Origin of the sequence: Robertmurraya massiliosenegalensis JC6, assembly GCF_000311725.1 — a bacterium.
Classification (GTDB): Bacteria; Bacillota; Bacilli; order Bacillales; family Cytobacillaceae; genus Robertmurraya; species Robertmurraya massiliosenegalensis.
Window position 1 is genome coordinate 27,547 of record NZ_HE978513.1, and the last position, 25,387, is coordinate 52,933.

A 25,387-nucleotide genomic window follows, 5' to 3' on the forward strand; every position below is an offset into this window, starting at 1 on the left:
AGCTGGACAAAGATGACGCAAAAATAATAGCCTGCAAAATTGCAGGCTACCAGTCTTATTCATTTCATATCAAGTAAATTTACTTTAGGCGACTTAATTTTTTTGTTAAATCCTCAAACGCTTCCTTATCTTGATTGTCCAGAGCTTCATCAATTAAATGAAGCAATTTTTCTCTCTGAAAATTTTTCAGCGTAGATGAGAGAAATTTTTCAGCTATGAGTCGGTCTTTTTCACTGATTTGCAGGCTTTTAGGCATGAACGGATTCTCTTCCAAGACGGCAGCATATTGATGGGCTTTATTTGATGCATGGAAATTGAGTTGAATATAGATTTCTTCATCCCTATTCAAGCGAATATCATGGAAAGATTTTTCTGCATCTGTTGTCATTACATTCTCTTTGTAAAAACGGAACGGTACCTCATCAACACAATGAGTGGACATCACTAAGCCACGAGGACAATACTGAGCTTGCTCAACAAAATGGACTTTTTCCATGAGCCCATCATGACTCATTAAATAATTTAAAATCCACACACACTCGCGTCTCTTCAATTGGTAGTGATTCAGGAACCAGCGAATAAAATCCTTTTTCTCGTTGACAGATACAGGGGTCTTCATCATTTTCCCTCCTCTGCGTACAACTATTTTTAATGAACCATTACGAATGAAAAATGGCTGTGAACGAAATATGCATACTTTCTAATATATCATGTACGAATAAACAAGCTATCCTTCATCAGATAGTCTTTGCACGACTTCAGCAAATTCTTCATTTGATGGATCGTTTGCTAATAATACATTAAATATTTCGGCAGCGTCATCTCGTTTTCCTTCTTCCATTAGAAAGTATCCATAATCTGTGAGAAACTCTTGATCATTCTTTAAAAAATTATATGCAAGTTGGTATTTGTTTAATGCCTGTGAATATTTTTCTAAATTTTGTAAAGCAACTGCCTCATCCCAAATCATATGGGGTTCTTCAATGCCATTAGACTCGAAAATTCCAACGATCTCTAACACATCTTCGTATCTTTCATGATGAAGGAATAGTTTATTAATGGTTAAGCCTGCCTCAATAAATTCAGGATCCAGTACGAGCGCCTGTCTTAAAAAGACCTCCGCTTCGTCTTCCTTTCCAAGCTTCAGCGCTATTTTCCCACCAATGAAATACAGTTCTTTATTATATTCATCATAGCGCAAGCCCTCTTGGATCGTTTCAAAACTTAGCTCAAGCTCTTCTTCTCGCTCATACGCTTTGGCTAAATAAAGGTATAAGGAATGATACTCATGATCAAGCTCTTTAAGCTCTGTAAATTTCTCAATGGCCGTCTTGGTCATCCCAGCTTGAAGTGCTGTAAAGGCATAATGGAAAAGCGTGTTAATTTCTAAGCTTTCATCCAACGCTCTCTCATAATGAGGAAGAGCCTCTTCAAAAGCACCACCAGCACTATAGGCATCTCCAAGTCTTTGATTTATGCTGACTCCAGCTATTTCTTTCTCCACAGGCAAGACTTTCTTATATGACTTTATCGCTTCAATAAATCTACCTTGCTCTAAATATAGTTCTCCTAGAGCAAAATCAACAATCACTTCATTAGGCAAGACCGATTTTGCTTTAAGCAATTTTTGCTCACTAACTTCATAAAGTCCTTCCATTTGATAAAGATCTGCTTGTAAAAGCAAACTCTCTGGAAAACTTGGATCAGTGTCTCTGATTTTATCGAGTGTTTGGAGAGCTTCGTCTTCTTTTCCTTGTTCCAAACAGATTTCAGCCAGTGTAACAAGAATTTCCCCTTCCTCAGGATACGCTTCAAGAAGTCGCTCATAGAGCGCTTTTGCTTCATCTAAAAACCCATAATGAAATAGTTCTTCACCGAGAAGCAGTCTCTCATCATTTGTCCCATTTCTTAGTATTGCTTCATATTTTTTAATGGCTTCCTCATGTTGACCATTTTCTAATAGTGTAATAATTTTACTAATCTTGTCCATTTAGCAATCCTTTCGCATTTCCTATTTTGCTTTCTATCTACATTATAATGGAATTTGCTAAATTCTACTCGTAATAAGACTTTTTAATTAACGCGAAAAAAAGCCGGAGTTTTTATGAGGACATATTCTCCATAGCCTGGTCGGAAGTGTACATCCTTTCCTGCTCGAATGACCGTACCTTTATGAACCGTCACGAGTAAACGCTTATCCACTTGTTGAAACAAATCTCGTTCACAAATTTCTTTCTCAGAAACATCCTTTCCATATAGATTATAACTGACTTCTCCACCATGATGTATCGCTGATTTAACTGGATAAATACCCATTTTACATAAATTCTCATGAGAAATAGGGACATTCTCTTCTAACTCATGCTCAATATAAGGGATTTTCTCTTTATGAAGCAGCTCTCTCCACGTAACCTCTAATTGATTCTTCTTTTTCTCATTATCACTGACAAAAATGGGGATAAGAGGGCTGTTATATGGAAACATCGCCTCCCTTAACCATCCCCACGGAATTTCTTTGAGCTGGTACTCATCTTCTACCTCAACAAATATAGCTGGAATCTTGGCCCGTTTACATTTGATGAGAAAACTCGTTGTTAAAAGTCGAATTGGAATTTTCACACCAACGGTATAATCAATCGGACTATTTAGAAGTGTTGTTTTCATCTTAGTAAATGCAGACTGTAATAAATACTCTTTGTCAATTTCCACATAAGTTAAAAACATCGTACTACCTTTTGTAATAAGTTCATTGATAAAAAATTTCTTCATATCTTGAAAAGAAGAATCACATGGAAATCGAGGACAAAAAAGGATATGGGGTGGGGTCATCACATAAGAACTGGCATTTACTCTCATATAAGAAAATCGTTCAAAAGAGGGCCTGATGGAATCAATTCGATCCGCTTTAATCAGCAAAGAACTCTGCTCAAGTCTGTCGTCTTTTAGCAAATTGGCATTTTCGATGATATAGGTCATAAAACCACCCTTTTAATCAGTCTTATGACAAACTATGCTTGTACAAAAATAATTATGCCTTGATTCATCGAAAAGGTGGAAGTCTCAAAAAACAAAAAAGAGCTGCTAATTAACTTAGCAGGCTCTGTAAATGCTCGAAAAAGTTTGGATAAGAAACAGAAATGGCTTCGATGTTTTCTAATCTCACTTCCTTTTCGCAAATGAGGGCAGCGACGGCAAGCATCATCCCAATTCGGTGATCCCCGTGACTACTTACTGTCCCTCCTGTCAGCTCTTGGTTACCGTAAATAATCATCCCATCATTCGTTGATTCGATTTTGACACCGAGTTTTTGTAACTCATGAACGACAGTGTCGATCCGATTCGTCTCTTTCACCTTTAGTTCTTCCGCATCTTTTATAATCGTTACGCCATCCGCTTGGGTTGCAAGAAGGGCAATAATCGGGATTTCATCAATTAAACGCGGGATGATACTACCTTCGATCGTTATTCCTTTTAAAGATGAAGTTTTAATGATTAGATCACCCGTCGGCTCAAAGGCAGCTTTTTCATTTACGATCTGGAGGTCCGCTCCCATTTCTTTCAACACATCGATAATCCCTGTTCGAGTCGGGTTAAGTCCTACATTTTTCAATATAATTTCACTGTTAGAAACAATTGCTCCTGCAACTAAAAAAAAGGCAGCAGAGGAAATATCCCCTGGAACTTGAACATGAGTCCCTTTTAACTCTTGTCCACCCTGAACTTTAACTGCAAGTCCATCTACTTGAATTTCTCCACCAAAGTGTCGAATCATTCTTTCTGTATGATCACGCGTTTTTGACGACTCCAAAACGGTCGTTTCACCTTTAGCTTGAAGGCCTGCTAAAAGAATCGCAGACTTCACCTGGGCACTGGCGACAGGTAATTCATATTCTATCCCTTCCAGGTTTCCTCCTCGTACAGAGATTGGCGTATATTCCCCATCGTTTCTCCCATCGATTTTCGCCCCTAAACTTAATAAAGGTTTCGTCACCCTTGTCATCGGTCTCTTCCCGATAGATTGATCACCTATAAGTGTAGAAAAAAATGGACGTCCTGCCAAAATTCCAAGCATAAGCCTAATCGTTGTACCTGAGTTCCCTACATCAAGTACTTCACTTGGCTCCTGCAGTCCACTAAATCCTTTTCCATAAATCGTAGCTTTGTCCCCTTCTTGTTCAATTTCAACTCCTAATTTTCGAAAACAAGAAATCGTACTTAAACAATCATCCCCTGTTAAAAAATTCGATACCGTTGTCGTCCCATTTGCAATAGCTCCAAACATAATAGAACGGTGGGAAATCGACTTGTCTCCTGGTATGACAATTTGACCTTGAAGTTTGTCTACATTTATTTGCAATGATGTTGTTTTCATTTGCTCACCTCTTATATCCCTGTAGATGTATCATAATTGGTATAATGGCGAATGCACTTTTCCGCGCGCTCCCGATCCTCTTCTGTTTGAAAACTAATGACGAGGATCCCAAATACTTCTTCTCTCGTTTCACGAATACGGATGTTTGTTAAATTGATTTTTTCTTTTGCTAAATAGCCTGTAATTTCGGAAATAACCCCAGGGTAATCAGGAACATCTACAAATAAATCGTAGAACGCCGGGATTGCCCCTTTTTCTTTTACAGGCATCTCATCACGAAAACGTTTTGCTTGTGAAAAATATTGAAAGATATCATCCTCATTTTCATTCGCTAACATATTCGTTACTCTTGCCATTTCTTCCTGCCATTCCGTTAACAACTGTAAAAGGACGTCTTTATTATGTAAGGAAATATCCCGCCACATATCCGGGCTACTAGAGGCAATCCTCGTAATATCACGAAATCCTCCTGCAGCAAGTCGCGTAACTAAACTTTGGTGCTGACTCGTTCTTTCTGCCTGATGAACGAGAGAAGCCGCAATGACATGGGGAAAATGACTTATAACACCTGTTAAGTAGTCATGTTCTTGAGGCAGTACCTGAAGAAATTTAGCTTTTGTTCCTTTTAACCACACTTTTAATCGTTCAACTGCCTCTTTATCCGTGTCAGCCTCTGGTGTCAGTAAGTAAAAAGCATTTTCAAAAAGAATTGACTTTGCTGCTTGAACGCCACTTTTATGGGAACCTGCCATCGGGTGTCCACCGATAAAAGTATACCCTTTTTCAGTAAGAGAGACTGCCTTTTTCACGATTTCCATTTTTGTACTTCCAGCATCAGAAATAATGACTCTTTTCTTGAGCGGAAGCTGACTGAGAAGCTCGATCATTTTTTCAATCTTTTTCACTGGCGTGGCAATTAAGATAAGGTCAGCATCAACTGCACCCATCTCCAGATCATCCACTATTTCATCTACAACTCCAAGCATTATTGCTAATCTTGCTTGTTTCTTATTTATATCATAGCCTATGATTTTTGCTTGCGGATGCTCATGCTTAATACAAAGAGCCAATGAACCCCCGATGAGTCCAAGCCCGACAATCAATACACGACCTTTCAAGGGATCACCTGCTTTCATAATTGCTAACAGCTCCTGTTAAAAAGAAACCAATCTTATTGGCCACTTAAAACAGGAGCTTTTCAATGTCGATAGTTATATTTACTGTTGAGTATGAGTTTGTGACGATTGAGTGGCGATTTTCTCAAAAACGAAAGCTTTCATGATTTCAATCATTTCTGCATTTTCAGCTTTAGAGCCTACCGTTACTCTTACTGAAGTTGGAAAACCAAGAGCTACACCTGAACGAACAATAAACCCTCTTTCAAGGAAGTATTGGAACACTTCATTTCCATCAACTTTGAAATCAATTAAAATGAAATTACCTTGTGATTTTGTATAAGATAATTGCTGTTGATCACAAAATTGATAGTATTGCTCTAAGCCTTCACGATTTTTAAGTCTGCACATCTCTACATAAGATTGATCTTCGAGAGCTGCTTTAGCTGCCGTTTGGGCAAATGTACTTGTATTGAAAGGTTCTCTTGCCGGTTCAAGGGCTTGAATCACTTTTTCATTTCCAATACCATACCCAATGCGAAGACTAGCCAATCCATAGATTTTTGAAAAAGTCCTTAAGACAATGAGATTTTCAAATTGTTTAATTAGTTCGATAGAATCGTAATAATCATCTGCCACCACATACTCATAATACGCCTCGTCTAATACGACAAGCGTCTCAGTCGGTACTCTCTTTAGAAAGGACAATAGCTTTTCTTCATTAATATAAGCTCCAGTTGGGTTATTAGGACTGCATAACCAAACAACATTTGTCTTTTCATCTATTTTGTTTAACATCCCTTCTAAATCATGTTCGCCACCTACAAGCTGGACTTCTCGTACTTCAGCCCCTTCAATCACTGCATTATGCTTATATTGAGGAAAGGTAGGAGCCGCCATGACCGTGTTAAAACCTGGTCTCAAAAGGGCACGAGAGATAATCTGGATATTCTCATCAGAACCATTTCCAAATATTAACTGCCCTTCTGAAACCCCTAATTTGCTTGCAAGTGCTTCCCTTATCTCTGTTGCATAGCCATCAGGATAAAGAGCCAACGAGTTATCGAAGGTACGAATTTTTTCTAGAACTTGCCCTGAACATCCAAATGGGTTTTCATTTGAAGCAAGCTTTACGATTTTTTCTAGCCCGTATTGTCTCTTAACCTCACCAATTGATTTTCCAGGCTGATAAGGAGTCAATTGGAGAACATCTTCCTTCCATCTCACTTGTCTTCACCACTCAATTCAATAATTTCTTTAAACCTGTAAATCAGGTCTTAAGCTAATCGCTTTTTCCAAATAAATATGTTTTATTTCTGTTTGACTCTTTTCTGTATTATGGTGAATCATCACCCGAATGCAGCTTTTTAAAGAATTCTTTACTGGGATTTCCCGCATACACATGACAGGAACATATGTCCAACCTTCTATGTTTCGCAACGCTTTTGCAGGAAAAGCAGCATCGATATCGTCTGTTACTGAAATGAATACAGATGCGACATTTTCAGCTTCAATGTCATTGACAGCAATCATTTCGCGAATGAGCGTTTCTGTCGACGGTACAATCTCCTGTTCTACGTTTTCCTCTATCGTAGTGGCTCCCCTTACCCCTCTTATCATCTTAATCACCTCTTTAGATCATTCCTTTTGAAATTGCTCTAACTGTTCTAATATAAATGGATCCTCCAATGAGACCGTAACAGGCTTCCCAACCTTTTCTAATAACACATATTGAATATGACCATCTACCGATTTTTTATCTTGCTTCATTCTCTCAAGTAAAGCTGGTCCATTCAAATGATTCGGGATCGAAGTTTTATAGCCAAGCTTTTTCACCCAGCTTATAAACTCTTTCTCATCAAAAGATAGATTGAAAATATGCTTACTTAATTTCAATGAAAAAATCATGCCTATTAAAACAGCTTCACCATGGGTGATCTTACCATATCCCGCTTCCCCTTCAATGGCATGTCCAAGTGTATGGCCAAAATTCAAAAAAGCACGAATCCCCATCTCCTTCTCATCTTGAGAGACGATAGCCCTTTTTATTTGAATCCCTTTTTTCAGCATAAACTCTAGTTGTTCAATTGTAAGATGATCCAAATCTACAATATTCGAAAGAAGCCATTGATAAAAAGATTCATCTTGTATCAATCCATGTTTTATAACTTCAGCAAACCCTGATCTTCTTTCACCAATTGAAAGACTGTTAAGAAAGCTTAAATCATAGAATACTGCTTCTGGTTGATAAAAAGCACCGATCATATTCTTCCCTAAAGGGTGATTGATTGCTACTTTTCCCCCCACCGCACTATCATGAGCAAGGATCGTTGTAGGAATTTGAATAAAAGGAATCCCTCGCATATACGTTGCGGCAACAAAACCACTAAGATCCCCAACCGCTCCGCCACCAAAGGCCAAAATAATCGATTTTCGGTCCAGTTTTTTTTCCAAACAAAATGTTAAACATTCCTGGTAAACAGAAAAAGTTTTTGCATATTCACCATTTGGAACGATATAGGTTAAAGGTTGAAAATCAGAGAGATTCCGTTCCAAAGTTGCTAAGTATCTTTCTCCGACATTTCCGTCTGTTAAAATAACTACCTTCGTTAATGAAGGAAACTGCTTTCTTAAAAAAGTTGGAAGGGTAGAAATAATCCCTTCCCCGACGAAAACTGGGTAGTTTCTAGATTCTGTCTGAATGAGAATGGGTTCCATTAGAACTCCCTCGCATACGTACGTTGCTGTTCGATTGTGCGAATCAATGTATCAAGTCTATCAGAGTAAAATTGATCGACAATTGCCGAAGCAATTTCCCATGCGATAACATGTTCTGCAACGACAGCTGCTGCTGGTACCGCACAGCTATCAGAACGTTCTATGCTTGCTGAAAAAGGTTCCTTTGAATCAATATCGACACTTTGAAGTGGCTTATATAATGTCGGGATTGGCTTCATCACACCTCGAACGACAATCGGCATCCCTGTTGTCATTCCACCTTCCAATCCACCTAAGCGGTTTGTTTTTCGAGTATATCCATTTGTTTCATCCCAAATGATCTCATCATGTACTTCACTGCCAGGTTTTCTAGCTGCTTCAAAACCGATTCCAAACTCTACACCTTTAAAGGCATTAATGCTGACAATGGCTGCTGCTAGCTTCGCATCTAATTTACGATCAAAATGAACGTAACTTCCCACTCCAGCAGGCATTCCTTCTACGATCACTTCAACGACTCCACCAATTGAATCTCCGTTTTCCTTGGCTTCGTCAATCGCCTTCATCATTGCTTTTTCTGCCTCTAAATCTAAGCATCTTACAGGGGAATTTTCAGTAATATTCTTTAATGAGTTGATTGATTCATAATTTCTAACTTCACTCTTAATTCCACCTATTTCAATGACATGAGATGCTACTTCGATTCCGAGAAGAGAAAGTAGCTTCTTTGCTACTGCTCCAGCCGCCACTCTAACGGTTGTTTCACGGGCAGAAGAACGCTCCAGCACATTACGCAAATCACGATGGCCATACTTAATTCCACCATTGAGATCTGCGTGTCCAGGCCGGGGCCGCGTAATCTTCCGCTTTACTTCTTCACCTTCATTAAGTTCAGGCGGCTCTTGTCCCATAATTTTCGTCCAGTGCTTCCAGTCATCATTCTCGACAACTAAAGCAACCGGTGAACCTAGGGTTAATCCATGTCGAACCCCACTTGCGATATGTACGGTATCTTTTTCGATTTGCATTCTTCGGCCTCGTCCATATCCCTTTTGACGCCTCGCTAATTGTTCATTAATATCTTCCGCTAACAAGGGCATTCCAGCCGGTAATCCTTCAATAATGGTCGTTAATTGTGGGCCGTGTGATTCTCCCGCTGTTAAGTATCTCATAACTCTTTCCTCCTTCAACTCATTAAAGGATTATGTATCAATATAACATACGCACGTAAAGAAGAATAGTAAAAGATTTAAAATATTGTCTATATTTCGTTCTTATTGTATGATAGCTGATATTTAAGCATAATCCTCATTTCTATGTACATTAATGGGTAGAAAAAAAAGAGCCTCGGCTCTTTATGTTTTCCGATAAAAAAAGGTATCCTCGGTTTCAAATCCATATAGACTCGGGTTGAAAATTTGCTCTGTGCTGCCAACAAAAAAGATTCCATCTTCTTTTAAAGCACCGCTAAATTTAGTATACAGTATATCTTTTGCCTCTTCTGTAAAATAAATCAACACATTTCTACAGACAATTAAATCAAATGGGCCTCCAAACGGATCAGCTAGTAGATTCTGTTTTTTGAATGATACTGCTTTCTTAATTTCGTCTGAAATATGATAGAAACTCCCATCCTGTTTAAAAAACTTACGTTTCATATCATCTGGAACTTCATTCAACGATCTCTCTGGATAGGCCCCTATCTTTGCCCTAGAAATGGCATTGTCATCAATGTCTGTCGCAACAATTTGCACTCCGGAAAGTGATGTGAATTTAGACATAATCATGGCAATTGTATACGGTTCTTCTCCTGTAGAACATGCAGCACTCCATATTTTTAAGCGACTATTTTTTTCTAATAGCTTAGGAAGAATTTTTTTCTCCAACACTTCCCACCGTTTACCATTTCGATAAAACTCCGAAACATTAATGGTCATCCGATCCAAAAATTCATCTAAAAGTGCTTTATTCTCTTTAAGTTCCAAATAATAGTCATTAAAAGAGCGATAGCCTCTTTTTTCATAAAGGGATGTCAATCTTCTCTTCATTTGTGCCTCTTTATATAATGAAAGATCAATTCCTGTTTTTTTCTTAATGTTCGCAACAAATTGTTCGTAGTCCTGTGCCATATCTTTCTCCCTATGCAATTAACTTAATATAATGTAAGTATAGCGTAAAAATGGAAAAAAAAGAGTATAATTGTTAAAAAAAGAAGCACTTGCAGATTATACAAGCGCTTACTTTTTTTAAAAATATAATTGACTTTACCTTAATAAATCCATTCACTCATTTGCTTAGAATACGTAACTAGTTCTTCTTCTTTGAAGAATAATGAAATCTCCCTTTCAGCACTTGCAGGAGAGTCTGAACCATGAATAATATTTTTTCCAACTGTAGCTGCATAATCTCCACGAATCGTTCCAGCTGCTGCATCCTTTGGATTTGTTGCCCCCATCATACTACGTGCAGTCGCAATGACGTTTTCGCCTTCCCAAACCATCGCAAATACTGGACCAGAAGTAATGAAATCAACTAACTCGCCGAAGAAAGGGCGTTCCTTATGCTCACCATAATGCTGCTCTGCTAATTCTTGAGGTATACTCATTAGCTTCGCACCTACTAGCTGAAATCCTTTTCTTTCAAAACGAGAAACGATGTCACCAATTAAACTGCGCTGTACACCATCAGGTTTTACCATTAAAAAAGTCTTTTCCATAAGCTCCACTCCTAAAGTTTGTCTGTATGTACGGACTAAAAAAGCGATTAAACAGCCCACGAAAATATTACCATTATTTTCACATAATGGCAACAGAGTTAAAGGATTTAAATTAGGGGGTGCTTTCCCTTTTTGACATGGGAAGGATAGGAGCTAGAATCTGTTTACACAAACTCTCGATACTTATGATTTTCGTTTTCCAATATAGAGCGCAATATCTCTTAATGTCTTTCTTGCCTTATTATTAGGCAATTCCGCAAGTACCTCAAGCGCCTTATCTAAATAACGATCGCTCATCTTAATGGACTTCTCAATGGCGTCTGAATTTTTTATAAGCTGAATAATACGGTCCATTTCCTCTGAGTTCATATGTTCATGAACCTTTACAATTTCAGCATGAAGCTTTTCATCCTCCATCGCAAATAAAACAGGAAGAGTGATATTCCCTTGTAGCAAATCTCCTCCAGCAGGCTTTCCAAGTTCTTTTTCAGTGCCTGTAAAGTCAAGAACATCATCCGTAATTTGAAAGCTCATTCCTACAAAATATCCAAAACGAAAAAGCTTTTGATGAATCTCTTCTTCTACTCCAGCAGCAATTGCGCCAAGTTGACAACTTGCAGCGATTAATAATGCTGTCTTTCTTTTAATTCGTAGCAAATAATCCCGTAAATTCTGTTCGAATCGATACTTGTCTTTAATTTGCTCAATCTCACCAATGGTCAATTCCACAATCGTATTGGATAAAATCTGATGAGCTTCTGGATTTTGTACATTTGTCATTAATTCCAATGACTTTGCAAATATGTAATCTCCGGAATACATCGCAAAACGATTATCCCATTTGCTCTTGATCGTTGGTCTTCCTCGACGCAAATCAGCATCATCAATGACATCATCATGAACTAATGAAGCCATATGAATAAGTTCTAGAGCTACAGCAACATCTTTCACGACTTCAATATCATACCGTCCAAATTTTGCTGCCAACAAGACAAAAACAGGGCGAATCCTTTTGCCGCCCGCTTGCAATAGATGCAAGGAAGCTTCCTGCAAAAGTGGAGATTCCCCTTTCACCGTCTCTTCTAATGATTTTTCTATTGTATTTATATCAGAGCTCAAAAATGAATATACCATTTTTAGTTTCATATGACGTCACCAATCCTAAAAACTTTAACACGTTATAAGGCAGCTACAAAGCTTATTCCTTATGTCCAATGTGAACAGCAGCAGCTCCGCCACTGTATGGTTTATAGCTTACCTTTTTGAAGCCTGCATGTTCAAACATCTTCGCAAGTTCTTTCATCCCTGGGAAGTCTCTTGCTGATTCATGCAGCCAAGCATATTCATTATAGCTCTTGGCAAAAAGCTTCCCGAAAAACGGCATAATGAATCGAAAATAAAAAAAGAATAACTGTCGATAACCAAACATGGTTGGCTGTGAAGTCTCTAAGCAAACTCCGATTCCGCCCGGTTTGAGGACACGATTCATTTCCTTTAATACCTGTAAATAATCTGGTACATTCCGAAGACCAAAACCGATCGTTACATAATCAAATGAATGATCTGGAAATGGAAGTTCCATCGCATTCCCATGGACAAGTTGCACCTGTTGCAAATCCAAATCCTTCACTTTTTCTTCGCCAACTTTAAGCATATTTTTGCTGAAGTCTAAGCCTATAACTTCACCACTTGGACCGACTTTGTCGGCAAGAGCAATTGTCCAGTCAGCCGTCCCACAGCACACATCTAATGCTTTCGTACCGGCCTTGACATTCATCTTTTTCATCGTGTCTTCACGCCATTTTTTATGCATTTGAAAACTGATCACCGAATTCATCTTATCATAGTTATCCGATATCTTTTCAAAGACGCCATGTACACGTTGTTCTTTTGACTGGTTCATTTTCTTACCCTTCTTCCACAAGCGATTTCACAACGATTTGATGCTGCTTTAGTACTTTTTCGATTTTATTTTCAACCACTTCATTAACAAGCGGCAATTTATTCTTTGCTTTCACCAACAGCTCTTTATAAAAGCTAATATATTTATCACAAATAAAAACTAAATGATTTTTTTGTTCATTTGATAATTCTTTCACTGTTTGTTCATGCCTAGGGAATATCAATTTCTTTAAACCATCAAAAACAACTGAAGTTTGAGACTTCACAAACAGCTCTCTTTCTTTGCTTAACCGTTTTATTAGTAAAAAGTTGGTAATGACCTCATCCCAACCTTTTGCATGTAAATGTTTAACTAGTTTCTTATGTAGCGATGCTTCAATATTTTTAAGGCAATCCATTAATTTTTCAATTCCATCAAGTTCTTGCTGATAGACGATGATTTTTTGGTCATTAATTGTTTCGATTCCTTCAGCAAGTAAACGGATTACTTCAATATTATCCTTTTCTGCCAAAATTTTATAATATAGACCACTATAATATACCCCTGCAAGTACTGTTAATTGTCTATGCTTTAAATTCGCATCCCCTGATAGGTCATTTGTCACCAAATCATGCGTATCAAGAGCAATTTGCAATAACATCGTAGGGACAACATAGTGTTCAATGTCTTCAATCGAAACCTGTAGATCATCTAGAAAAGAGACAAGAAAGAAAAGCTTATCTTCATCAATTACCGGTGCTTCAATATTTTGTGCTAAGAAGGGATGATGGATCTTTCCTTCTATTTTTTTCCGAACATATTCTAGTTTTTGTTGAAGGTTTAGCATGAAATCACCCTTGTATCTCCTAGATTCTATTGTCACTTCTATAGCCGCTACTCTCAAAAATAAACGCTTGGACAATTATATCATAAAAGACCCTACTATGGTCCTCTTAATAAAAATATAGATAATTCAGTAATTTGATTAATATTAATAATATTACCACATTGGAAACGTTTATTATTTCTCTTTCTGCTCACTTTCTATTTCACCATACGCAGTCAGGACTTTCGCATTTCCTCTTATTTTTATCGCAGAAGTATGCTCGGTAAACTGAGCAATCATAACTTCACCTTTATCGAGTTTCTCAGAGTGATGAAAACGCGTATCCGTTCCACGTGTTAGTCCAATAACATTGACACCATCTTCAATCGCTTTTATCACTAAATATTCACCATTTGGTTTGTTATCCATCCGAACCACATCTCCATTTAATCATGATTATTATGGCTTTAAAAGTTGCCGTACAACCATCATATCAATTATTGCCTTCATTTTCATATAACTTTTGCTAATTGTACGTTAACTATTTTAAAAAGTATCGACTAAATTTCACCATTAGTCGATACTTTTTGATTCTCTATTGTTTTATTAATGATACAATCTCAGCTCTAGCAGTACTATCCTCTGCTAAAGTTCCTCTCACGGCAGTAGTGACCGTTTTCGCTCCCGGTTTTTTAACACCGCGCATTGTCATACACATATGTTCAGCTTCTACCACAATCATCACACCATGTGGTTCAAGTTTTTCCATCATCGCATCGGCCACCGTAGACGTGATTCGTTCTTGAAGCTGTGGTCTTTTTGCAACAGCTTCAACTGCCCTTGCTAGTTTACTCAAGCCTGTAACTCGTCCATTCCTTGGGATATAAGCTACATGAGCCTTTCCGTAAAAAGGAACAAGATGGTGTTCACACATGGAGTAGAACGGGATGTCTTTAACCAAAACCAATTCTTCATGATCTTCGCTAAAAATCGTTTCAAAATACTCACGTGGATCTTGGTTTATTCCTTGGAATACTTCTTCATACATTTTAGCAACACGTTTAGGTGTATCTAATACTCCTTCACGATTCGGGTCATCCCCTACCGCTTCTAATATTAAACGCACCGCCTCTTCAATTTGGGCACGATTGACGTTTGACATGATAAATCCTCCTCAGCCTAATCCTCTACTAGTAACAATAAATATAACATTAACATCTTAGCACAACTAACGAAAGACAGGCAAAAAGAAGGAATCCAATCATCTTTGTCATGTTATATTTGCTATTGATTATACAAAAAATAAAAAGGCCACGTATAAACGTGGACCTTTTTAAAGAAGATAAGAATACCCGCTCAAAAGCAACATATCTTACCAAAAGTATAAAGTACTTTATGTAATTACTTCACTGCATCTTTAAGCGCCTTACCTGGTTTGAAAGCAGGTACCTTGCTAGCAGAGATTTCAATTTCTTCTCCAGTTTGAGGATTACGACCTTTACGAGCTGCACGCTCACGTACCTCAAAGTTTCCGAAACCGATTAATTGTACTTTATCACCATCTTTTAAAGCATTTAAGATTGAATCAAATACTGCGTCAACTGCTTTAGTAGCGTCCTTTTTTGAAAGTTCACTGCTTTCTGCAACCGCATTAACTAGTTCTGTCTTGTTCATGCCTTTCACCTCCTCCCAAAGAATTCGATTCATTGTAGTTGAAAATTGCATTCTTATCATCATTTTTAAACAAAATTACTGATTTCTATACGTAGCGACTAGTATTTATCCCCTATTTTAGTCATATTTTATGGCTAAAAGGTAAAAACAATAGAATTTTTATAAAAAAAGGCGAATTCACTCTAAAAGATGTGATGTTCTCACGATGCAAATTGAATGAACCTCTTTCCATATATTAAATGATAAAAATCAAGATTTCAACGCTTTTCTGTTAAAAAACCTTAATTTATAAGGCTTTTAGTCGCTTTCAGCAGTAATTCTGTTAAAAGATTATCACAATCATTTAATGTTATCAAGAAAATTTAGCGAAATGATGGTAATCTTTTCATTTTCAAGGGGATTTTGCAGGATTTTGTCGATAAAATTGAATAATTTTGAGATAAAAAAAAGACCCCATTTTTGGAGTCTTGACGATTACAAGATAATAGCGATTAGCCCGCCTGAACCTTCATTGATGATTCTTTCAAGCGTTTCTTTTAATTTATATCTTGCATTTTCTGGCATTAAGGATAGCTTAGCTTGAATTCCTTCTCTTACGATAGAGCTTAGGCTTCTACCGAAAATATCCGAGTTCCAAATCGATAACGGATCATCTTCAAAGTCTTGCATCAAGTATCGGACAAGTTCTTCGCTTTGTTTTTCCGTACCAATAATCGGTGCAAATTCTGACTCTACATCCACCTTAATCATATGGATGGATGGAGCAACCGCTTTTAACCTCACTCCGAATCTAGCACCTTGGCGAATAATTTCCGGCTCGTCTAAACTCATGTCAGCCAGTGTTGGAGCAGCAATTCCATATCCAGTTTGTTTCACCATTTTCAGTGCATCTGAAATTTGATCATATTCTTGCTTGGCATGTGCAAAATCTTGCATTAATTCTAGCAAGTGGTCTCTTCCCCTAATTTCCACACCGACAATTTCTTTTAAGATATCATCGTAAAGCTCATCTGGAGCAAATAGGTCAATTTCAGCTACCCCTTGACCCATTTCGATACCTGCTAAACCTGCTCGATCAATAAATTCATAGTCACTGAAAAGATGAACAACCCGATCGACATCACGTAGTCTCTTAATATCTTTTACAGTATCCTTCACAGCTTCCTGGTAGCTTTCTCGGAGCCAATGGTCTTCCTTTAATACCATGACCCAGCTTGGAAGATTAACATTCACCTCTAGCACTGGGAATTCATACAATGCTTCACGCATGACATTTAGCACATCTGCTTCTCGCATTCCTTCAATACTCATCGCAAGTACTGGAATATCATACTTTTCAGCTAATTCATTGCGAAGAGATTCCGTATTTGGATGATGTGGTTGAACGCTATTAATGACCATTATGAATGGTTTTCCAACCTCTTTAAGTTCTTCAATGACTCTCTCTTCTGCTTCAATATAATCAAATCTTGGGATTTCTCCGATTGTCCCATCTGTTGTCACGACAACACCAATCGTAGAATGCTCTTGAATGACCTTTCTTGTGCCAATTTCAGCAGCTTCATGGAATGGAATTGGCTCTTCGTACCAAGGAGTATTAATCATGCGGGGACCATTTTCATCCTCGTATCCTTTCGCTCCTGGGACCGTGTACCCTACACAATCTACTAAACGAATATTGACATCCAACCCTTCACTAACATGAACAGTCGCTGCCTGATTAGGAACAAACTTCGGTTCTGTCGTCATAATCGTTCTTCCTGCTGCACTTTGAGGCAGTTCATCTTGGGTACGAGCTCGCTCTGCTTCGTTATCCATATTTGGTAGAACGACAAGCTCCATGAATTTTTTGATAAAAGTTGATTTCCCTGTTCGAACTGCTCCTACAACACCTAAATAAATATCACCGCCCGTTCTTTCAGCGATATCCTTAAAAATATCTACCTTTTCCAAGTGATCCCCTCCCGAAATCATGAGTTAGTGGGATAATAGCTATCCTAATTTATTACCATTTGGAACCTTCATATCGAATTTGTTACGATACTTTGACAATATATGTGTATGACGTTGTCCTACTCCGTTATGACAGTTTTCTTAAAAATTACCTCCTTATTTGAAAATTTCTTCATTCCTAGTTAAAAGGAATTATGAAAAAAATTCTTTTCTTAAGTTCTCTTTTTTACTTAGGCTCTTTTCGCAATCATTATTGCTTTTCAAGTGTTAGTTAGTAAATTAAAACCAAATTCTGCTATAAAAAACAATAAGAATGTCTTCGAAAAGGGCCGTGCAAAAAATAATATGTGCACATAAACCTAATTGCAGTTGTAAATGTCAGCTTTTGGACATTTACAAAAAAAATAACAACCAATACGAAAACAGCATTTACTAAAAAAGGAAACGGATTAAGTATAATAAAAACCCTTCTCCTACAATATATTCCGTAAGAAAAGGGTTATGACTGGAAATTTCGATATGAAAATATGGGTCACAAAGGCATAAAAATGATTTCATTTGTTTTCGCGTCAACAGTATACGGGAGGGAATAGGCTGGAACAAATAATGAATCCTCAAGTAAAAGATTCCTTACATCTTTCCCAGCTTCAAATAAAGATGGATCCTCTTGAAAGATCTGGTACAGATCCTTTCGATAATCGACAAACACTTCCGCATTTCCATTAATCACGAACGGCAAGTCTTGGTTCGAGAAGGGACTTATGACTACTGGCTCCTCTTTGAAACCAAGTTTTTCGTAATCTAATGAGAACACCCCATCAGCAATTCTTTCTTTATAGGGGGGATAATCCAGCATCGAGATGCGTAAATTAATATCTCGAATCATTTCTGCGATTCTTAAATCAAATATTTTTACAGTTGGATTTGTTTCTACATCAATTAGAACATACTGAAAAATACCACCTGATTCGAATGCATTCCCTGGTGGTTCAGCCATATATTGTGGAGCAAGTTGCTTAAAATCTATCAAATACTTTTGATAAATAGGTGTATCATTTTCCTTCGTTTTGATCGGAAGAATTCCGCCTTTTTCCTCTTGAAATCTCTCAACTGCCGATTGAACGGTTGTAACTTGGTCTTGATAAGGGGTCTGATTTTGAGCCAACTTGTCCTGTGGGTAAGCACAGCCCGTTAAAATAGCGGATGTGATCAGGCAAATGAGCAATACACGCATTCCTTTTTTCATATGAATCAATCCTTCTATTCTATGTAATGATAAAAACGTTTATGTTGTTGGGCCACTTATGACAACAAAAAATATAATAATTCCACTCACGATCATTAAGACGTATGCAATTAAAGCAGTAATAAATTTGAACACACTATTTTTAATCTTAAATCTGCTTAAATAAATCATCATAATCGAGATAAACATAAATCCCATTCCTGCGATCGAGATCCACATTTTTAACATCCCTGGTGACATATACTCAACTCCTTCAAGTAACTAAAGACTCAATTGTTCTATGGATCTAATCATGCCATCAGATGCCATTATCCGAAATATTATAACATAGGAACGAAAAAAAGCTAAAGTAAAGTAGGGGGCCGCTCTTTACTTTAGCCAACTTGACTAAATACACCATACACCCTGTTCATTTCACCAGTTTGCTTCGCTCCCATTGTATGCATTGCTTATATAAAGCGCATCCTCGAAAGCCTATATTTTGAAAATATTATAGACATGTACGAAGCTAAATTAAAATACGAACATTTCTAGCATGATTGATTCGAACCCACCATAACATTCCAAAAGTTATTTTGTTTAGAGTTATATTCGTTCGTTTTTTAACTTGAGAAGCACAATTATGAAATTGATTTACATACAAACGTCTTCAAAACGAATCACGACTCCAGCTGGTCATTTGAAAGAACGTTCGCTAAGTCTTCCATTTCATGTGTTTTCACTCGTGACATTAATGTATCCACTTCATCTTTCGGACTTGCATTATTGAAAAGAACATTGTATAAAGCTTTCGTAATCGGCATTTTCACTTGGAATTTTTCGGCTAACTGGTTGGCTGCCTTCGTTGTTCGAACCCCTTCAACAACCATTCCCATATTGTCCAATACTTCTTGAAGATTTTGTCCTTTTCCTAATAAATTCCCCGCTCTCCAGTTTCTTGAATGAACACTGGTGCATGTAACGATCAGATCACCAATTCCCGTCAGTCCTGAAAATGTTAAAGGACTTGCCCCCATTTTTGTACCGAGACGGGCAATTTCAGCTAGACCTCTTGTTATAAGTGCTGCTTTTGCATTGTCACCATAGCCAAGTCCATCGGTAATACCTGCAGCAAGGGCAATGATATTCTTTAGCGCTCCGCCAATTTCCACACCAATGATGTCAGGGTTTGTATAAACTCGGAAATACGAATTAATAAATAAATCTTGTACTCTTTCAGCTGCTTCCAAATTTTTTGAAGAAGCAGTTACAGTGGTTATAAATCGTCGACTCACTTCTTCTGCATGGCTTGGGCCAGAAAGTACAACTACATCCTTTAGCAAATCTTCCGCCATTTCATCTTCAATCATTTCTGAAATGGTCATTAATGTATCAGGTTCGATTCCTTTACTCACATGAACAATCGTAAGTGGATTTTCTTGAACTTCCTGAATCTTTTTGAGCACTTCACGAATCGCTTTAGTTGGAACAGCTAAAAGAATAAGTTCAGTATTGCTAAGTGCTGATTGTAAAGAAGAGTAGCCAACGATCTCCTGCGGAAGTTCAACCCCGGGTAAATACTTTTCATTGCTATGCTTCTCATTGATTTCTTCAATTTGTTGTGGATTATGTCCCCATAATCTGACCTCATGCCCATTATCTGCTAGCACCATTGCCAATGCTGTACCCCAGCTACCTGCACCGATTACGGAAATTATTTCTCTTTTTCTTTCCACAAGATCACGTCCTTAACTTTTATTAAGAAAAAGTTCAAAGCTTAAATAGGTAAGCTTTTATCACGCAATTATTTACGTTCACGAGTAAATATTTTGATCGGTGTTCCTTCAAATCCAAATGCGTCTCGAATCCGGTTTTCTAAAAATCGTTGGTAGGAGAAGTGCATTAATTCTGGGTCATTTACGAACACAACAAAAGTTGGTGGGCCCACTGCCACCTGTGTTGTATAGTAAATCTTCAATCTCTTTCCTTTATCTGTCGGTGTTGGGTTCATCGCAACTGCATCCATAATCACATCATTCAAGACGCTTGTTTCCACTCTTCTCATATGGTTTTCACTTGCCATATCAATCATCGGAACTAGCGTATGTATCCGTTTTTTGGTTAGAGCAGACAAGAACACAATTGGCGCATAGTCTAAGAAAAGAAAATGGTCTCTAATTTTCTGTTCAAAATCCTTCATGGTCTTTTCATCTTTTTCGACTGCATCCCACTTATTCACTACAATAACAATCGCTCGTCCCGCTTCGTGAGCATAACCAGCTATTTTTTTATCTTGTTCAATAATGCCTTCTTCCCCGTCAATTACTACTAAAACAACATCTGATCGTTCAATTGCTCTTAAAGCACGCAAAACACTATATTTCTCTGTGCTTTCATACACTTTTCCTTTTTTACGCATCCCGGCAGTATCAATGATGACATATTTTTGGCCATTTACAGTTACCATTGAGTCAATCGCATCACGAGTAGTTCCAGCGATATTGCTCACAATCACTCGCTCTTCACCAAGAATGGCATTTACGAGTGAAGATTTCCCCACATTTGGACGCCCAATTAAGGAAAACTTAATCGTATCTGGATCATAATTATCGCCTTCGTCTTTTGGAAAATGCTTTGCTGCTTCATCTAGTAAGTCACCTAAGCCTAATCCGTGTGCACCTGAAATTGGAAATGGTTCCCCAAACCCTAAAGCATAGAAGTCATAGATTTGCTCACGCATATCAGGGTTATCAATTTTATTTACTGCTAGCACTACCGGCTTCTTAGCCTTATACAATATTTTCGCAACTTCTTCATCGGCCCCCGTGACTCCTTCACGACCATTCGTTAAGAATATAATCACATCCGCTTCATCGATAGCGATTTCTGCCTGTTGGCGAATTTGATCTAGAAATGGCTCGTCACCAATATCGATTCCGCCTGTATCAATAATATTAAAATCATGATTTAGCCATTCTGCACCACTATATATACGATCTCTTGTTACTCCTGGAATATCTTCTACAATGGAAACCCGATCTCCTACTATACGATTAAAAATCGTCGATTTCCCAACGTTTGGACGTCCAACTATGGCTATTACTGGTTTCACCATGAACATCACCCTTTCCTTCTTTATAGACCAACACACCCTTAGACTGCTCCCCAGGCATGTTTACATCCTCGTTTTTATCTACAATAAACTGTTCTTCTTAGTAAAGAAACCCTTCCATATTAGAAGGGCCTAACCTAATTATATTAACAAAGTGAAAACTTCCTCGCAATGAAAAGATTGCATCAACTAGTTCATTATGTTAAACATGACGTCAATGGAGCATGAAGAAGGTTTCTTAAGAAGGTCATTAGTGTTTGACAATTACATATAAGTCTTCCGTTAAAGAATGGGCAATTCCATCCAAGATGGCCTCTAAATTAGTCGTAATTTTATCCATTTCCTCTTTACTATCACAATGAAACACGGCAACTCCAGAAGGGACTTTTTTTGGACTTGTCGTGATCGCTGCTAGAATAAATTTATCAAGAGCCATACTCTTTACATCCCCTCTTCCTTTTTCTTTCTTTCTGATGGCATCCTAATAGCATTTTCAAGCGTTGGAACTTTGCCAATGATTTCAATCGCCCTTTTTACATCTCTTTCCTGCGGTAGTACAAACACGCCGATTCTGCCATCATCTAAATCTCTTTTCGCCAAAGGAACTAATGCTGGCGTTCCTGAATCACGATAGACCCCAAGCGCTGTAGAGACATCATGAAGGATTGCTTGTCTTTGACCTAGATTAGCAATCGTCGATCGTGAATCAAAGTTTTTCGGTTTTAAAACAAATCCCATACCATATCGTAATACTTCCTTTTGCCTCTCTGGTAATCCGATGTTCATAATGTATATGTCATCAACGTATAGTCCTGCCCCATCAAATCTCGGTTCAATGTACTCTATATCTACAATATCACTAAGCTTTCCACCAGCCATTAAAATCTTCGATAGGAAAAAAGCAATGACACCGACGATAAGACCGCCCCAAATATTCGTGAGTAAGTACCCGAGTGTAGTAAGAAGCGAGGTGAATATTACGAGATAATTGCGGCTCTCAAAAGCGATCGCAATACCTTCGATATACGTTTTTCCTCTTGGGACAAGGTCATAGCTATCCATTTCAGTTAGCGTATTTCGTTCCATATTGCGCACTTCTCTAAATTGTGATGCAGCAATCGTTAAAAAGGTAACAGCTGTGAAATCCTCTTCCATAATTGATGGAACAGCAAGCGTCCCTAATCCAGCAGCAATAAAGCCAAGCGCAATATGAATAATTTTCCCATGTAGATAGGTGGGATATTGGCGATAGTCTGTTCTTAGCATATAGACTCTCGTAAGTGTACCAATTATTAGTCCAAGCAATATGGGGTATGTATATTCACTCATGATGGTTTTTGCTTTCCCCTTTCAAGATGTTTAATTTGATACTCAAAATACAGTGATACTCGTTTAAAGGCATGTATAATGAGCGTGATTCCTACAGACAGGGCAATGACATCAAAAAATGCATACGAGCCAATCAAATAGGAAGAAGTAATATTTTTTAATGCAAATGCATACAAAAATTCGCCATGAATCATGCCACAAATAAGAATAACGATGCGAAATTTAAATTCATTGTGCAGAAGCAAAGTCAGATAGGTTAAAAGGCAAGACAACATGATATTTCGGTTGAAAATAAGCCAAACCGGATCGTATAACTCAAACAAATGGAACGTTGCATATGCAAGCATAATAATGAAAGAAGCGATAAAGAGATAAATCCCCTTCAGTTCTTTTTGTTTAGCCATAAAAAGATATGATGTTAAGAGCAAAAACAAGGTTGTTAACGTTATTTTCATATTGAGTACTTCAATTGAATAAGTAGAAAAAATAATAGCTATAAGAATCGCGATTGAGATAAATTGACGCATTTTATTTTTCCCCATAAAAAAAGTGGCTACTATCCAATAAATCCAAAATAACCATAAAAAGATAATCCCTTCCATTCCACTACCTCCTATCATTTCCATTATGGCTCTTCGTTATGTACTTTAACCCTTTACCTGTTTAACTTTTACACGATTCTAAACTTGCCAGGAAATCGATTGCTTCTGTATAGAATAAGGGAAGATGATATATCTTAAAGATGAGGAGGTGTCTAGCATGGGAAAGGATCGTCAAGAAAAAAAATTAAAAAAGAGCAAACAAGTTGAATCGGATAGAGATCAAGCCCTCCATTACCCTGGAGCCACTAAAATGGCGAGCCCAGAGGAAGCAGAAAAGCTTAACGATGGCAAGTAAAAATAAGGCTTGGTCAAAAAGTCGGTAGTAACGACTTTTTGATTCTAGTTTGGAGTGTATAATTTCCCTCGACTTGTGGAAACAGTTGGCGTATCGGTATGATAACAGGAAAAATTCCGCTTAATGAGCAACCATCATGAAAAAGAGCCGAAATAACAGGAAAAATTCCTGCTATTCACTCAAAAAATGCTAAAATAAACAATTTTGCCCTCTATAAGCGGAAAATCTTCCGTTATTTACCCTAAAAGGGAGTCCATTGAGGAGATAACAGGAAAAATTCCGCTAAAAGGGTGAGAGATGGTTGCAGCAAAATAGGGTCTGATAGTAGAAATTTAGACAAAGCGGAAATCGATTGGATTCTTGAAGGCTAATTTGCGTTTCACCCGATTTTTTGTACGAGGAAAATCGAAGGTCTTGCATGAATACAAAAATAGAGAAAGGTGAATTTGAGTCCCCTCAGGATTCACCTTTCTCATGATTTGAAGCTAGTTATGTCCGGAGCCTCTTTCTACTTTCTTTGACTATACGCTTTTGTATCAATACCTCTTTCTGTTAACCAATGATGGCTCTTTCCTGTGATAAGGAGCGGAACCCTTCTTAGATCTGCAATAGTCTTTGCACCAAGTGCTGTCATCATGATGCGAATTTCATTTTTCATTTCTTGAATTTCTTCGATTAGGGCTTCATACCCATGATCGACAAGTATTCTTAACATTTGCCCAGCAAGGCCAGTTGCCGAGGCACCGAGTGAGAGTGCTTTAACCATATCAAGACTGTTTTGAATACCACCAGAGCCAATAATCGAAACAGGTCTAGCGGCTTCATTTGCTTCTATAATAGAGACAGCAGTAGGAATTCCCCAGTCATTAAAAAAGGAAAGAAGTTTTTTTCGCCTTTCATTTTCAATCTTTGCAAAATTCGTTCCTCCGAACCCACCGACATCAATTGCGGTCACTCCAACTGATTCGAGTTTAGCAACCGTTTCTTGACTCATGCCGAATCCAACCTCTTTTACAATAATGGGGATTTCCATTTGGCTAGTAATGGATTCGATTCTGTTAAGCGCACCAACAAAACTACGATCCCCTTCTGGCATAGTTAGTTCCTGAATGGTATTCAAATGAATTTGCAACGCATCAGCTTCAAGCATGTCGACGGCCGCTTTTGCTTGCTCAATCGTTGCTTCACTCCCCAAATTCGCAAACACCAATCCATCTTTATTTTCTTCCCGCACAACTCTGAAGGTTCGTTCCTCTGTTGGATCTTTTAAAGCAGACATTTGCGAACCAACTGCGATAGGGATATTCGCTTCTCGAGCGACAATCGCTAATTTTCGGTTAATTTGACATGTCGCTTCACCGCCACCACCTGTCATCGCATTTATAAAAATTGGCGAACTTAAGGTAAGTTCGCCAATTTTTGTACTTAATTGCACTTGCTCTATAGAACAATCAGGTAAGCTTTGGTGAATAAAAGTGATGTCATCGAAACCAGTGAGTCTGCTTTGTCCTATTCTTAAAGCATGCTGAATATGCTCTGACTTCCTTTTTGCTCTCGTCACCTATATC

27 protein-coding genes are annotated in these 25,387 nt (G+C 37.9%); 1 reads left to right on the forward strand and 26 read right to left on the reverse strand.

What is annotated here, in order from left to right:
• Nucleotides 1-79 precede the first annotated feature (79 nt).
• From BMSHG_RS09915 to BMSHG_RS10035, 25 genes are all read right to left on the reverse strand, one after another.
• Nucleotides 80-619: a ReoY family proteolytic degradation factor gene (locus tag BMSHG_RS09915; protein WP_019154291.1), complete on the reverse strand. Its 540-nt coding sequence runs from the start codon at nucleotides 617-619 to the stop codon at nucleotides 80-82.
• Between the two features lie 108 nt (nucleotides 620-727).
• Nucleotides 728-1,990, reverse strand: a complete 1,263-nt coding sequence (locus tag BMSHG_RS09920) for a tetratricopeptide repeat protein (protein ID WP_019154292.1) — start codon at nucleotides 1,988-1,990, stop codon at nucleotides 728-730.
• An 83-nt stretch (nucleotides 1,991-2,073) separates the two neighbouring features.
• On the reverse strand, nucleotides 2,074-2,976 hold the full coding sequence (locus tag BMSHG_RS09925) for a hypothetical protein (RefSeq protein WP_019154293.1): 903 nt from the start codon (nucleotides 2,974-2,976) through the stop codon (nucleotides 2,074-2,076).
• 109 nt (nucleotides 2,977-3,085) lie between these two features.
• Nucleotides 3,086-4,372 (reverse strand): 3-phosphoshikimate 1-carboxyvinyltransferase, encoded by a 1,287-nt coding sequence (aroA, locus tag BMSHG_RS09930; RefSeq protein ID WP_019154294.1) that lies wholly within the window; start codon nucleotides 4,370-4,372, stop codon nucleotides 3,086-3,088.
• Between the two features lie 11 nt (nucleotides 4,373-4,383).
• A complete protein-coding gene (locus tag BMSHG_RS09935; protein WP_019154295.1) occupies nucleotides 4,384-5,508 on the reverse strand; it encodes a prephenate dehydrogenase in 1,125 nt (374 codons plus the stop codon).
• 81 nt (nucleotides 5,509-5,589) lie between these two features.
• A complete protein-coding gene (gene hisC / locus BMSHG_RS09940; protein ID WP_019154296.1) occupies nucleotides 5,590-6,714 on the reverse strand; it encodes a histidinol-phosphate transaminase in 1,125 nt (374 codons plus the stop codon).
• A 30-nt stretch (nucleotides 6,715-6,744) separates the two neighbouring features.
• A complete protein-coding gene (gene aroH / locus BMSHG_RS09945) occupies nucleotides 6,745-7,107 on the reverse strand; it encodes a chorismate mutase (RefSeq protein WP_019154297.1) in 363 nt (120 codons plus the stop codon).
• An 18-nt stretch (nucleotides 7,108-7,125) separates the two neighbouring features.
• Nucleotides 7,126-8,205, reverse strand: coding sequence for a 3-dehydroquinate synthase (gene aroB, locus BMSHG_RS09950; protein WP_019154298.1), 1,080 nt, complete (start codon nucleotides 8,203-8,205; stop codon nucleotides 7,126-7,128).
• Nucleotides 8,205-9,377 carry a chorismate synthase gene (aroC, locus tag BMSHG_RS09955; RefSeq protein ID WP_019154299.1) on the reverse strand — a complete coding sequence of 391 codons (1,173 nt, stop codon included), beginning with the start codon at nucleotides 9,375-9,377 and terminating at the stop codon, nucleotides 8,205-8,207. Before aroC ends, aroB begins: the two co-directional genes overlap by 1 nt.
• Nucleotides 9,378-9,560: 183 nt before the next feature.
• Complete coding sequence (locus tag BMSHG_RS09960) at nucleotides 9,561-10,334, reverse strand: CheR family methyltransferase (protein ID WP_019154300.1); 774 nt, start codon at nucleotides 10,332-10,334, stop codon at nucleotides 9,561-9,563.
• 140 nt (nucleotides 10,335-10,474) lie between these two features.
• Nucleotides 10,475-10,921 (reverse strand): nucleoside-diphosphate kinase, encoded by a 447-nt coding sequence (ndk, locus tag BMSHG_RS09965; RefSeq protein ID WP_019154301.1) that lies wholly within the window; start codon nucleotides 10,919-10,921, stop codon nucleotides 10,475-10,477.
• Between the two features lie 183 nt (nucleotides 10,922-11,104).
• Complete coding sequence (gene hepT / locus BMSHG_RS09970; protein ID WP_019154302.1) at nucleotides 11,105-12,067, reverse strand: heptaprenyl diphosphate synthase component II; 963 nt, start codon at nucleotides 12,065-12,067, stop codon at nucleotides 11,105-11,107.
• A gap of 52 nt (nucleotides 12,068-12,119) precedes the next feature.
• A complete protein-coding gene (locus BMSHG_RS09975; RefSeq protein ID WP_019154303.1) occupies nucleotides 12,120-12,824 on the reverse strand; it encodes a demethylmenaquinone methyltransferase in 705 nt (234 codons plus the stop codon).
• Between the two features lie 4 nt (nucleotides 12,825-12,828).
• Entirely contained in the window at nucleotides 12,829-13,650 is an 822-nt protein-coding gene (locus tag BMSHG_RS09980; RefSeq protein WP_019154304.1) for a heptaprenyl diphosphate synthase component 1, read from the reverse strand.
• Nucleotides 13,651-13,824: 174 nt separating this feature from the next.
• Nucleotides 13,825-14,058, reverse strand: coding sequence for a trp RNA-binding attenuation protein MtrB (gene mtrB / locus BMSHG_RS09985; RefSeq protein ID WP_019154305.1), 234 nt, complete (start codon nucleotides 14,056-14,058; stop codon nucleotides 13,825-13,827).
• Between the two features lie 166 nt (nucleotides 14,059-14,224).
• A complete protein-coding gene (gene folE, locus BMSHG_RS09990) occupies nucleotides 14,225-14,791 on the reverse strand; it encodes a GTP cyclohydrolase I FolE (protein WP_019154306.1) in 567 nt (188 codons plus the stop codon).
• A 239-nt stretch (nucleotides 14,792-15,030) separates the two neighbouring features.
• The gene (locus BMSHG_RS09995) at nucleotides 15,031-15,303 is read right to left on the reverse strand and encodes an HU family DNA-binding protein (protein WP_019154307.1); all 273 of its coding nucleotides are present in this window, start codon (nucleotides 15,301-15,303) and stop codon (nucleotides 15,031-15,033) included.
• A gap of 474 nt (nucleotides 15,304-15,777) precedes the next feature.
• Entirely contained in the window at nucleotides 15,778-17,256 is a 1,479-nt protein-coding gene (gene spoIVA, locus BMSHG_RS10000; RefSeq protein WP_019154308.1) for a stage IV sporulation protein A, read from the reverse strand.
• 532 nt (nucleotides 17,257-17,788) lie between these two features.
• Complete coding sequence (locus BMSHG_RS10005; protein ID WP_019154309.1) at nucleotides 17,789-18,502, reverse strand: hypothetical protein; 714 nt, start codon at nucleotides 18,500-18,502, stop codon at nucleotides 17,789-17,791.
• Nucleotides 18,503-18,541: 39 nt separating this feature from the next.
• Nucleotides 18,542-18,742, reverse strand: coding sequence for a DUF2768 domain-containing protein (locus tag BMSHG_RS10010; protein ID WP_019154310.1), 201 nt, complete (start codon nucleotides 18,740-18,742; stop codon nucleotides 18,542-18,544).
• Nucleotides 18,743-19,161: 419 nt separating this feature from the next.
• Nucleotides 19,162-20,217, reverse strand: coding sequence for an NAD(P)H-dependent glycerol-3-phosphate dehydrogenase (locus BMSHG_RS10015; protein ID WP_019154311.1), 1,056 nt, complete (start codon nucleotides 20,215-20,217; stop codon nucleotides 19,162-19,164).
• A gap of 68 nt (nucleotides 20,218-20,285) precedes the next feature.
• Nucleotides 20,286-21,596, reverse strand: coding sequence for a ribosome biogenesis GTPase Der (gene der, locus BMSHG_RS10020; RefSeq protein WP_026073404.1), 1,311 nt, complete (start codon nucleotides 21,594-21,596; stop codon nucleotides 20,286-20,288).
• A 247-nt stretch (nucleotides 21,597-21,843) separates the two neighbouring features.
• Nucleotides 21,844-22,029 carry a capping complex subunit for YIEGIA gene (locus BMSHG_RS10025; protein WP_019154313.1) on the reverse strand — a complete coding sequence of 62 codons (186 nt, stop codon included), beginning with the start codon at nucleotides 22,027-22,029 and terminating at the stop codon, nucleotides 21,844-21,846.
• A 5-nt stretch (nucleotides 22,030-22,034) separates the two neighbouring features.
• On the reverse strand, nucleotides 22,035-22,922 hold the full coding sequence (locus BMSHG_RS10030; RefSeq protein ID WP_019154314.1) for a YIEGIA family protein: 888 nt from the start codon (nucleotides 22,920-22,922) through the stop codon (nucleotides 22,035-22,037).
• Nucleotides 22,919-23,524 (reverse strand): YphA family membrane protein, encoded by a 606-nt coding sequence (locus tag BMSHG_RS10035; RefSeq protein ID WP_019154315.1) that lies wholly within the window; start codon nucleotides 23,522-23,524, stop codon nucleotides 22,919-22,921. The genes BMSHG_RS10030 and BMSHG_RS10035 overlap by 4 nt, the downstream gene beginning before the upstream one ends.
• 157 nt (nucleotides 23,525-23,681) lie before the next feature.
• On the opposite strand from BMSHG_RS10035, the gene BMSHG_RS27515 reads away from it, so the two are divergent.
• Nucleotides 23,682-23,819: a YpzI family protein gene (locus BMSHG_RS27515; protein ID WP_019154316.1), complete on the forward strand. Its 138-nt coding sequence runs from the start codon at nucleotides 23,682-23,684 to the stop codon at nucleotides 23,817-23,819.
• Between the two features lie 508 nt (nucleotides 23,820-24,327).
• On the opposite strand, the gene fni is transcribed toward BMSHG_RS27515, so the two are convergent.
• Nucleotides 24,328-25,380, reverse strand: a complete 1,053-nt coding sequence (gene fni, locus BMSHG_RS10045) for a type 2 isopentenyl-diphosphate Delta-isomerase (RefSeq protein ID WP_019154317.1) — start codon at nucleotides 25,378-25,380, stop codon at nucleotides 24,328-24,330.
• Between the last annotated feature and the right edge of the window lie 7 nt (nucleotides 25,381-25,387).